At 70.1% G+C, this 9,848-nt stretch carries 8 protein-coding genes; 4 read left to right on the top strand and 4 right to left on the bottom strand.

Annotated features, from left to right (window positions below; all coding sequences use genetic code 11):
* Positions 1 to 307: 307 nt before the first annotated feature.
* Positions 308 to 667 (top strand): hypothetical protein, encoded by a 360-nt coding sequence (locus E1284_RS10380; protein WP_131938813.1) that lies wholly within the window; start codon positions 308 to 310, stop codon positions 665 to 667.
* A 393-nt stretch (positions 668 to 1,060) separates the two neighbouring features.
* Here E1284_RS10380 and E1284_RS10375 read toward each other — a convergent pair whose 3' ends face one another.
* Together E1284_RS10375 and E1284_RS10370 are read right to left on the bottom strand one after the other, a co-directional pair.
* A complete protein-coding gene (locus E1284_RS10375; RefSeq protein WP_131938812.1) occupies positions 1,061 to 1,270 on the bottom strand; it encodes a DUF397 domain-containing protein in 210 nt (69 codons plus the stop codon).
* Entirely contained in the window at positions 1,267 to 2,094 is an 828-nt protein-coding gene (locus E1284_RS10370) for a helix-turn-helix domain-containing protein (RefSeq protein WP_131938811.1), read from the bottom strand. The genes E1284_RS10375 and E1284_RS10370 overlap by 4 nt, the downstream gene beginning before the upstream one ends.
* 409 nt (positions 2,095 to 2,503) lie before the next feature.
* Here E1284_RS10370 and E1284_RS10365 point away from each other — a divergent pair, with 409 nt between their 5' ends.
* The 3 genes from E1284_RS10365 to E1284_RS10355 all read left to right on the top strand — a co-directional run bounded on the left by E1284_RS10365 (position 2,504) and on the right by E1284_RS10355 (position 6,780).
* Positions 2,504 to 3,070: a hypothetical protein gene (locus E1284_RS10365; RefSeq protein ID WP_131938810.1), complete on the top strand. Its 567-nt coding sequence runs from the start codon at positions 2,504 to 2,506 to the stop codon at positions 3,068 to 3,070.
* Positions 3,071 to 3,304: 234 nt separating this feature from the next.
* The gene (locus E1284_RS10360; RefSeq protein ID WP_131938809.1) at positions 3,305 to 6,259 is read left to right on the top strand and encodes an ATP-binding protein; all 2,955 of its coding nucleotides are present in this window, start codon (positions 3,305 to 3,307) and stop codon (positions 6,257 to 6,259) included.
* A 167-nt stretch (positions 6,260 to 6,426) separates the two neighbouring features.
* Positions 6,427 to 6,780, top strand: a complete 354-nt coding sequence (locus E1284_RS10355) for a DUF5955 family protein (protein WP_131938808.1) — start codon at positions 6,427 to 6,429, stop codon at positions 6,778 to 6,780.
* Positions 6,781 to 6,802: 22 nt separating this feature from the next.
* On the opposite strand, the gene E1284_RS10350 is transcribed toward E1284_RS10355, so the two are convergent.
* Positions 6,803 to 7,690: a flagellar basal body-associated FliL family protein gene (locus E1284_RS10350; RefSeq protein ID WP_131938807.1), complete on the bottom strand. Its 888-nt coding sequence runs from the start codon at positions 7,688 to 7,690 to the stop codon at positions 6,803 to 6,805.
* Positions 7,691 to 7,854: 164 nt separating this feature from the next.
* Positions 7,855 to 9,537 (bottom strand): hypothetical protein, encoded by a 1,683-nt coding sequence (locus tag E1284_RS43630; protein ID WP_131938806.1) that lies wholly within the window; start codon positions 9,535 to 9,537, stop codon positions 7,855 to 7,857.
* Between the last annotated feature and the right edge of the window lie 311 nt (positions 9,538 to 9,848).

Genomic DNA, 9,848 nt, shown 5'->3' with positions numbered 1-9,848 from the left:
CTCCCGCCCGGCCCGAATCGTCTCCCCCCTGAAACCCAACGGAAAACACAAGGCCGACCCCCCGACCTAGACAACAGCGCGCCCGTTCAAGGCGCATGTGATCGTGAGCCCTGAGAAAGCGCCGGTACGGCCGGGCCATAATGAATCATGGAGGTGCGGTCGGCAGCTTCCAGAAGGCCGCGCGAGGGGCCAGTCGGGGTAAGGCGTACCAAATGTACTGGAGAACCAATACCCAGTGGTCCGGCACCGCATTGGGAGTGGTGGCGACTTCATCAAAGGGATGTGATCTCGCGGGACTGGAGGCAGCATGGCACTCACCGCGGCGACCTCGGCCCTCGCGCTTGTCATCGTGCTCACGCTGAGGGATCGCAAGTTGCTCGGCCCCGGTGGTACGGGCGCTGCCGTCATGATGTGGGTGGCGGCCCCAGGGATATTGCTGGTCAAGCTCAAGTGGTATGGCTGGTCGGCCGAGAAGACTCTCTGGTCCACTGCGGCACTGTTCATGTGGGCGATTGTATGCGGCACTGGAAGGCCCGGAATCCTGCTCTCAACGCTTTTCATGGATGAGCCTAATGTGCCGCAGCATGTACTCCTGAGGTCCTTCATCGGGCAAGCCGCCCTGGTAATTGGCATCGGCGTATTCTTAGGTGTCGACGCCTTTGTGTAAGACAGCCGAGAATCAAGTGTGAGACCCTTCGGGCGCGTTCCGCCGAGCCATGTGGATCGTAGGGCATGCATTGCAGCCCCCGCGATGACACATCAAGGCGGCTTGCACCCATGTGATCATTTCACCAGACCACGCTGAATCTGAGAGGGCGAGATGCGCCGGCGCCCCGTGGACCGGGCGGGCAACGCGTGCGGAGACCGGGCGGCGAGGAGCGGTGATGTCTGGGCCGAATCGGCGCGGCACCCCTCGTCGCCTTGCGGTGTGTCGGGTTATGGCTTGGCTCACGGCCCCGACGCACCGCGAGCCGATGGAGGAGGAGGGGTGGACGGCGAGAGCCCCGGGCCGTGCGCCGCACACGGATCAGGGGCTCTGGCTCGTCGGGGACGGGTCAGGTCAGGCTAGGTCGAGGGCGCCGTTTTTCACTTGGGCCGCGAACGCCTGCCACGCCGACGGGCCGAAGATCAGTCTTGGGCCGTCCGGGTCCTTGGAATCCCGCACCGCCACCGCTTCGGCCAGGTCCGCCACTTCTACGCACGCATGCCCGGTGTCTGTACTGAGATGGCTCTTGCGCCATTGCACAGCCTGCGGGTCCTTTGTGCTCATAGGCTCTCCAAGATCGTCCGGAGGAGGTTCAGGGAGTCCTCGGCGGTCAGCGCCGAAGCCCTGATCAAACCGAAACGTACCCCATACTTCCGGACAACCGCAGAGTGATCGACGAGCTGTCCGCCTACATGGCCCTCGACAAGCACAGCATCTGGCTCGTCGCTGAAAGAGAGGATCATGAACGCTCCGGGCAGTCCCGCGTAGGCGCCCTTGGCAGTTGGGACTACCTGGATGGTTACATTGGGCAGCTCCGCCAGGTTGATGAGGTGCTGGATCTGCTCTTTCATCACCTCGGAATCACCGATCGGACGACGGATGGCGCCTTCGTCGAAGATCGCGAACACGTGGGGCGGGTCCTCGTCCTTGAGGATCTCCTGCCGTTTCATCCGGGCCGTCACCAGTTGGTCAACCGTGTCGGAGGTCTTTCCCAGCTTGAGGACCTCTCGTGCGTACGCGGGCTTCTGAAAGAGCCCGGTGATGACCATGGTCTCGAAGATGTGGATCACCTCGGCCTCTCGCTCCCGTTCGACGAAGTCGGGGAAGCCCGGAGGGAGGACGGAGAGGCGGTCGAAGTCTCGGATCCACTCCCAGATGCGGTAGAAGCTCCCGTTTGTCTGGAAGTAAGTGTCGCACGCTCGGGCGAAGTCGTCTGAAGGAGCTGAATTGCCCGATTCGATCTGGCCGATCCACTGCGGGCTGAAGCCGAGCCTCTTGGCGAACTGGGGTCGGGACAAATTGGACGCTTCACGATAAGCCCGAAGTTCTGTGCCGAAGTACTCGGTCGGCGAGGACGGGACGCCGGGGTCGCGGGGGCGACGGGGCATGGGAGCCTCCAGGATCCGAAAGCGTCGCGGCTTTCTAACCGCGCGTGGGGGTGTTTCTTTCGACGAGCCTCTTGCTCTTCCAGAAGATAACCCGATCACAGGAAGATTGGGAGCGGTAACAGAGAGAAATCACATCGAAAGTTCAAACGATCATGGATATGCCTGTCAACCCCGCCGACCAGGCGTTGGCTCGACTCCGCGAGGACTTCCAGGGTCACCGCATCTGGCGTGCAACGCGCTACGACGGAAAGCTTGGCGATTGGGTCGCCACTCTGCACGACCCTAAGGCCGGCGTAGACCCGACCGTCGTACGCGACACCGCAGAAGAACTCCGTAGGGCGCTCCTAGACGAACTCAATCGCGCGTCCACTCAATGGAGGTCCGGATCCAGTAAGTGGGTGGAACGGTAATGCGGTGGATCGAGCCGAAGAATCTGAACGTCGGCGCTCCGGCTTCGTCCATTACGGTCCACCTTGACCGACTTGCCCAGGAAGTTATCCGGGAAGGCTGGAAGGCCGTCCCGCGCTATGAGGGCCCCTGCCCGCTCCTCCGCGTGTTTGATCCGGCCATCCCGGACTTCGGGGAGAGCATTTCGCTCGTCCCTGGAACGACGCCCGACATCTGGTGGTATCGGTCGAGCGCCGGCGAGGACTTGGCCCCGCACACCAGGCCCGGTCTTGCGGCCGAGCGGATCACTCGAATTCTTCTCCCCTACGTGACGGCCGTCCTCGCTGCCCAGACCCACCGGTGGCAGACGAGCGACGTACCGATCTCGGTTCCCCGGCCCTATACGGGCCAGCCTCACGCGAAGACGATCGCCGGCCTGCAGGAGCGGACCGGCGTCATCTGCTGGTGGGGCACACACACGGGGGAGTGGTGGGCGCTCGTTCCTGGTGGGACGCAGTGGAAGATCGTCAGTGCTCCTGATCCGGAAGCCCTCGTCCAGGCCGTCTTCAAGTCTCGGGTCCGCCGCTGACCCTCAAGCTGCCGCGCGGCATGGGAGTTCTCCCGTACCTTCCCTGCCGCGCGGCTTCTTGGTGTCTGAAGCCGTGGGTGGGTACGTGGCTGGTCCCTTCTGCCTCTTCTTGGCGTTGCATTGGCGCGGGGCGTGGGGGCGCGTCAGGATGCGGGGGTGACTTCGTCTGGGATGCCGCCGGTGCCGCCGTATCGAGGGGGGACGGGGGTTCCGCCGGGTGGGACGCCGCCTGGGATGCGGGCCGTCCCTGAGCAGCAGTTCGTGCTGCCCGGGCCCTGGTATCGGATCCAGGCGATTCCGGCGCCGCAGCGGGACGCTTCGGCGGAGTGGGACTTCGTCAGTGTGCTACCTGCGGCTTTGTCGGCGGCACGGTTGCGGCGGCCGTTCGTCGTGGGGTGGTTGTCGGCCGGGGCCGGCGCGCCGCTGGAGCTCATCACCAATGCCGGGCCCATCGGGACGCCGGTCGATGGTGTCGAGACGCATGGGCTGCTGTTCCCGAGTGGCGGGCGCGGAATGCCCATCGGGGACGGGTGGCTGCGGCAGGCGGAGCGGATGGCCTGGACGCGGTGTCCCGGACGGCTCGCGCCGCAGGGGGCCGGGGGCGGGCCGGGGCTGTTCGAGGCCACACTCGTCACGTTGATGGAGCGGCCGTTCGGGTGGTTCGTCGTCGCCGACCCGTGCGACGAGCGGATGATCGACGACGAGGTCCGGGAGCTGCAGCACGAGCTGCGGATGCTGCGGCGGGGCGAGGACGAGCACGCGCGGCTCGCTGTCGCGCGGGCCGATCAGCGGCTCGCGGAGCTGGACGCCTTCCGCGAGGCCGGGTTGTGGCAGGTGCGGGTGGTCGCGGGTGCGGCGTCGCAGGAGGAGCTGGGGCAGATCGCGCCGGTGCTGGTCGGCTCGATGGAGCTGGGACACCATCCTTACCGGCTGCGGTCGGGGCAGGGGAGCGGGTCGTTCAGCGAGATGCTCAGCCCGGGGACGGCGCCGGTGCCGGTTCGGCCGATGGGCGAGTCGGAGCAGCGGTTCCCGTTCATCGCCACCGCGGGGGCGCTGGCCGCGCTCGCCGGGCTACCGCGCAGGGAAGTGCCCGGGCTGCGGGTGCTGGAGGCCGGGTATTTCGACGTCACGTCCGAGACCACGCCGCAGTTCGGGGAGCCGGAGATCGAACTCGGCGCCATCCTGGACGGGCAGGATCGGGAGGTCGGACGGTTCACCGTTCCTCGGTCGACCATCAACCGGCATGTGTTCGTGACGGGCGCGACGGGGGCCGGTAAGTCGCAGACCGTCCGGCATCTGCTTGAGCAGTTGACGCGGGCGGGGATTCCGTGGCTGGCGATCGAGCCCGCCAAGTCGGAGTACGCGGCGATGGCGGGGCGCATTCAGGATCTGGGCGGGCCGGTCACCGTTGTCAATCCGTCCGATCCCGGCTCGGTGCCGTTGTCGGTGAATCCGCTGGCGCCGGAGCCGGGGTATCCGGTGCAGGCGCATATCGACATGGTGCGGGCGCTGTTCCAGGCCGCGTTCGATGCCGAGGAGCCGTTCCCGCAGATCATGGCGCAGGCGCTGCAGAGGGTCTACGAGAACAACGGGTGGGACGTGGTCACGGGCGGCGGTGTGCCGGGTTCGCTCATCGAGCCCGCCGTGCCGACGCTTGAGCAGTTGCAGAATGCGGCGCTTCAAGTGATCCAGGACGTCGGGTACGGGCGTGAGCTGATGGCCGACGTGCAGGGGTTCGTCGATGTTCGGTTGCGGTCGTTGCGCATCGGGTCGGCGGGGCGGTTCTTCGAGGGAGGCCACCCTGCCGATATCGGGGGAATGCTCCGCGACAACATCGTCCTCGCCATTGAGGACGTCGCCAACGACGAGGACAAGGCGTTCCTCATGGGGACGCTCATCATCCGCATCGTCGAGCACCTGCGCATGCGGGAACGGAACCGGGATCGTGCGACCGGGTCGGTGCTGCGGCACGTCATCGTCATCGAAGAAGCGCACCGGCTGCTCCGCAACCGCGGGCCCGAGCGCGGCAGCTCGCACGCCGTCGAGCTGTTCGCCGGGATGCTCGCCGAGATCCGCGCCTACGGTGAGGGCATCGTCGTCGCCGAGCAGATCCCGACCAAGCTCGTCCCGGACGTCATCAAGAACACCGCGCTGAAGGTCGTCCACCGGCTGCCCGCCTACGACGACCGGCACCAGGTCGGCGCGGCCATGAACCTGGACGACGACCAGTCCCGCGAGGTGGTGTCGCTGCGTCCCGGCGTCGCGGCCGTGTTCGCGGACGGCATGGACCGCCCGCTGCGGGTCCGTGTCCCGCTCGGCGAAGGGCGCGAGGAGGAACTGCCCGGCCCGCCGCCTCCCGTGGACGGGCGCCGCTCCGCGGCCTGCGGCTGCGAATGCCGTTCGGGACGCGCCTGCACGCTGTTCGAACTGCGCGAGGCCGACCTCATCGCCGGCGGCCCCGACTGGGCCTGGCTGCGGCTGTGGGCCGACACGCTCGTCCTGGCGCATGCGGTGAACCGGCCGCTGCCCGCCGTCCCGGCCGAGCTGGGGCGCGCCTGGTCCCGGCTGGCGCCGCGGCTCCGCGAATGCGCGCTCGCGACCGTCCTCGAACGGGCCGTGTCCCGGCGGTCGCGGGCGCTGCGCGCCGCGTACCCGCCCGCCGAGCTGACCGCCGCCGTCGCCGAGGTCGCCGGACGCCTCCTCGGCGGCGCGGCGGCCGGCACCGCGCCCGGTCCGCAGTGGATGATCCCGCAGGTCAAGTGGCTGCACGAGCTCGACCGCCTGTTCCCCTACGGCGCCGGCGTCCCCGACAAGCACACCCTCGCGCCGCCGCTCGACTACCCGCTGCCCGGCCTCAAGCAGCCGCCGGACGCCAAGCTCGGCCACCGCCTGCGCGCCCTGCGCCGCCACCCGCTGTCGATGGAACTGGCCCGCAACCGGCCCCTCGCCCTCACCGCCCTCTACGGCGACGACGACCAGGCCGGCTTCTACCAGGACCTCACCGTCGTCGCGCTCGGCTTCGAGGAGGACGAGCAGATCGACCACGTCGCCGAGACGATGCGCGTCACCGAATGGCTCGAACCCGTCCTCAGCTGGTTCGAACGCTTCGTGGAGCCCTTCGAGGACCCGTCCAAGGGCCTGCCCTTCCTCGGCCAGCACCGTGAACCGGGCGGTCCTGACGGTCCGTAGCGGCGGCGCGATACGGCCACAGTTCCCGAGCCGATGGCGCGCCCTCGTCCTGCCCGGATACTTTCCTTCCCATGACCGTGGACGCGGCGCACTCCGGCGGCCCGCTGTTCGGTCCGGGCGGTCACGGCCTTTCCGGAAGCAGCAGTTCCGACCCATTCGGAGGACGCATGAGCGAGCACGGCGACCGGGCCCTCAACATCAGCGGCACCGTCTACGGGCAGGTCGCGTCGGGCGACCATGTGACGCAGAACCAGCAGATCAACGCCGCCGGGGCCGGGCAGGACGTCGTGGACGCCCTCGCCCGTGTGGAGCGGCTGCTGGAGGCGCACGCCGGCGGCCTCGCCGAGCCCGGACGGGCGCGCCGCGACCTCGCCGACATCCGGGAGGAGGCCGGCTCCGACGACCCCGACCCCGAGCGCATGGAGGGCGCGCTCGGACGGCTCGGCCGCCGCGTCGCGGGCGTGGCGGTGCTGGCCGAGGCCGTCCACGCGCTCGGAACCGCCATCGGTGTGGGCGGCTGACGCACACCGGGCCGGGCCTCGGTCAGATGTCGCTCTCGGTGCGGGACGGAAGACCGACCTGTTCGGCGATCGGGGTCCAGTAGCCGATGAACTCGCTCTTGGCGTTGCTGGCGCGCGAGTTGACGTCTGAGACCTCATCGTCGGACGGGCAGCCCGGCGCGACGTCCAGGTAGCGCTGGTTCGACTCCGTCGACGCCTCCAGCGCGCGGACGAGCGCGTCCTTCATCTGGGTGCCGTTCTCCAGCGCGCCCACGTCCAACGCCCGCGCCTTCTCCAACTGGCCGCGCCGCTCGTCGAGGATGCGCTGCAGGCCGCTCGCCGTGCAGCCCTCCTCGACGACCGTGCCGAGGTCGGAGCGGGTCCCGCCCATGTCGTCCAGCAGGTCGTTCACGGCCCCGGCCTGCGCGTCGGCGTCGCCGGTGCCCTCGGTCGCCCCGGTCTCGCCCGTCTCGGGCACGGTGCCCTGGCTCGACGGCGTGGACGGCTGCACCGCCGCGGGCGGGGTCTCGGGGGTGTTCGACCCGCTCGGCCAGAACACGATCCCGAGCGCCACCCCGATGAGGAGGACGACGCCCGCCGCGCCCAGGAAGTACGGGAGCCGGCTCTTGCCCGGCGGCTTCGGCGGCTGCCAGATCGCCGGTTCCGCCCACGGCTCGGGAGACAGGGGGATCGACCGCTCCTCCGACGGCGGCATGGGCGTCGTGTAGTCGGGCGGCGACTGCCACGGGGTGGGGCTCTGCCCGGCCCACGGCGGCGGCAGCGGCTCGCGCGGGACGGGGATCTCTCCGAACGGATCGCGGCCCGGGGACGCCGAGTCGCGGGCGGCCGGGTCATGAGCCGTCGCGTCGTGGGCGGTCGGGTCGTGGGCCGTCGCGTCGCCCTCCACCGGCAGGGGCGCGTTGCACCGCATGCATGTGGGCGACGACGACATAGTGTCGGTCCCGCAGTTCGGACACCGCATGACGGCCCCCTGCCCCCGTGGATTCGAACGGTCACAACATAACGCGCGACCACCGGGTCAGGACGGTCCGTCCACGGTCGAAACCCGGCCGTAACCGGCCTTCCGTCCGGCGGCTACACCCGCTTCCAGCTGCGCTGCGGCTGCCCGGTCTTCTTCGCGACGGGGTTCCACAGGACGACGAACTGCTTCTTCGCCGTCGTCGCACGCCGCTCCTGGGCCGCGCGTCCCGGCACCTGCGCCGCGCTCGGCTTCGGCTTGCCGCGGCAGCCCCGCTGGTTGGCCTGCGCCCAGCGCAGCAGGACCATGTCGACCTCCAGCGACGCCGTCAGCGCCTCCGACAGCGAGCCGCGCAGCCGCTCCCCGTTGCCCAGCTTGTCGACCTTGAGGGCCTTGGTGCGGGCCAGTTGGTTCTGCCGGTGCTGCGCGACCTTCTGGAAGCCCTGGATCGCCTGCGGCAGCGTCTTGCACTTGCCGGCCCGGCCGAGCGCCCCGGCGAGGATCCGGCGGGTGGCGACGCTGTCGTCCAGGATCTTGTTCAGCACCTGGGCCTGCTGCTTGGTCTCCGGCGGGATCGTGTTCTTCTGCGCGACCTGCTTGCTGGACGGCGTCGACGTCGGGTTCGTGCTCGCCGACGAGTCGTCACCGGACGGCCACACGACGAACACCACGGCCCCGACGGCGACCGTGACCAGCGCGGCGACGGCGGCGATGAGCGGCTTGCTCGCGCCGCCGCTCTTCCCGCCGGGCGGCTGCTGCTGCGGCGGGAAACCGCCGTACATCGGGTCGCTTTGCCCCATCGGGCCCATGGTCCCCATACCGGGCTGGCCCATCGGGCCGCCCATCGGCGGGGCGCCCATGGGAGCGCCCATCGGCGAACCGGGGTCCATGCGGGTCTGGTCGAAGTTCCCGCCGAACCCCTGCATGCCGGGGTTCATCCCGCCCGGGTTCATGCCGCCCTGGTTCATCGGGCCGGGGTGCATCGGGCCGGGGCCCATCGCCCCGGGGGGCATCGGGCCGGGCGCGTACTGGGTCGCCTCCGCGTCCGGCAGGCCGGACGGAAGCGCCGGCGGCATCCCGGGCTGCATCGCCGGCGGCGCGGTCGGCTGCTGCGGCGCCATCCCGCCGTCCTGCCGCCCCCACACCTGAGTGGCGTCCGCGTCCGGGCCCTCGGGCCTGCGCGGCTGCGCGAACCAGGAGTCCGGGACGATCGACTCGGTCGGCTCGACGTGCTCGGCGAGGCCGAACGGGTTCGACGGGGCGCCGCCGGCCGCGGGTAGCGCGGGCTTCTCGCTCGACGGCAGCGCCGGCTGCCCGCCGCCCCACGAGGACCCCTGCGAGACGGTGCCGTAGGCGCCGGAGTCCTCGTCGGGGTCGAACGTCCAGGCCGCGGTGTCCTCGGGGTCGACGGACGGCAGCGGCGACGCGGGCGTCGGCATCGACGGCATCGGCGGCGCCGACGGCTCCGCCGTCAGCCGCAGCGGCGGCTGCTGCGCCGGCGGTTCCGGCGAGCCGGGCTGCGGCCCCGGCGGCTGCGGCGGCATCGCGAGGTCCGGCATCGCGGGCGGCTGCGCGCTCGGGGCGGGGGCCCAGGACGGCGTGGGCGGCGGCACCATCATCGTGCGGTCGCCGAGGGCGTCGGCGCCGCCGGCCGGGGTCCCGGTGACCGGGGTGGCGTCCGCGACCGGTGCGGCCGGCGGGACGGCGGGACCGACCGAGTACACGTCGATCGGCGCCGCGCAGTGCGAACACTTGCCGAGCGTCCCGGGCGTGTCGTTGCCGCACGTAGGACACTGCATCGCTCAGACCTCGCCTTGTTCGCCGCTTCGTCGCGCCCGCGGTCCTGGTCCGCCGGCCGGGACGGGGACCGCCGCCCCGCGATCAGCGGGGCCTCCGACAAAAGTAGTGGGTGTCGCCGTTCGCGGATGCGTGGACGGAAATCTGGCGCACCGTAGTCGGAGGTCGCACCGAATCACGACATGTCGGTACAGGTCAAGATCGCGCACGATGGTTTACCCCGGCCCTGTGTGATGATGCTCACATCGTGCACCGCCGGGCCCGGGGACGTCCCGGAACCCGCCGGTACGCCCCGCAACGGCCCGGAGGACCG

It is taken from the genome of Actinomadura bangladeshensis, from assembly GCF_004348335.1.
GTDB classification, from domain to species: domain Bacteria; phylum Actinomycetota; class Actinomycetes; order Streptosporangiales; family Streptosporangiaceae; genus Spirillospora; species Spirillospora bangladeshensis.
The sequence above is the reverse complement of the archived record's forward strand: the minus strand, read 5'-3'. Positions and strand labels throughout refer to the sequence as shown.

What these genes read in the sequence shown, in the direction of transcription:
- E1284_RS10380 (WP_131938813.1), top strand. Translation starts at nt 308, where the DNA reads ATGGCACTCACCGCGGCGACCTCGGCCCTCGCGCTTGTCATCGTGCTC.
- E1284_RS10375 (WP_131938812.1), bottom strand. Translation starts at nt 1,270, where the DNA reads ATGAGCACAAAGGACCCGCAGGCTGTGCAATGGCGCAAGAGCCATCTC.
- E1284_RS10370 (WP_131938811.1), bottom strand. Translation starts at nt 2,094, where the DNA reads ATGCCCCGTCGCCCCCGCGACCCCGGCGTCCCGTCCTCGCCGACCGAG.
- E1284_RS10365 (WP_131938810.1), top strand. Translation starts at nt 2,504, where the DNA reads ATGCGGTGGATCGAGCCGAAGAATCTGAACGTCGGCGCTCCGGCTTCG.
- E1284_RS10360 (WP_131938809.1), top strand. Translation starts at nt 3,305, where the DNA reads ATGCGGGCCGTCCCTGAGCAGCAGTTCGTGCTGCCCGGGCCCTGGTAT.
- E1284_RS10355 (WP_131938808.1), top strand. Translation starts at nt 6,427, where the DNA reads ATGAGCGAGCACGGCGACCGGGCCCTCAACATCAGCGGCACCGTCTAC.
- E1284_RS10350 (WP_131938807.1), bottom strand. Translation starts at nt 7,690, where the DNA reads ATGCGGTGCAACGCGCCCCTGCCGGTGGAGGGCGACGCGACGGCCCAC.
- E1284_RS43630 (WP_131938806.1), bottom strand. Translation starts at nt 9,537, where the DNA reads ATGCAGTGTCCTACGTGCGGCAACGACACGCCCGGGACGCTCGGCAAG.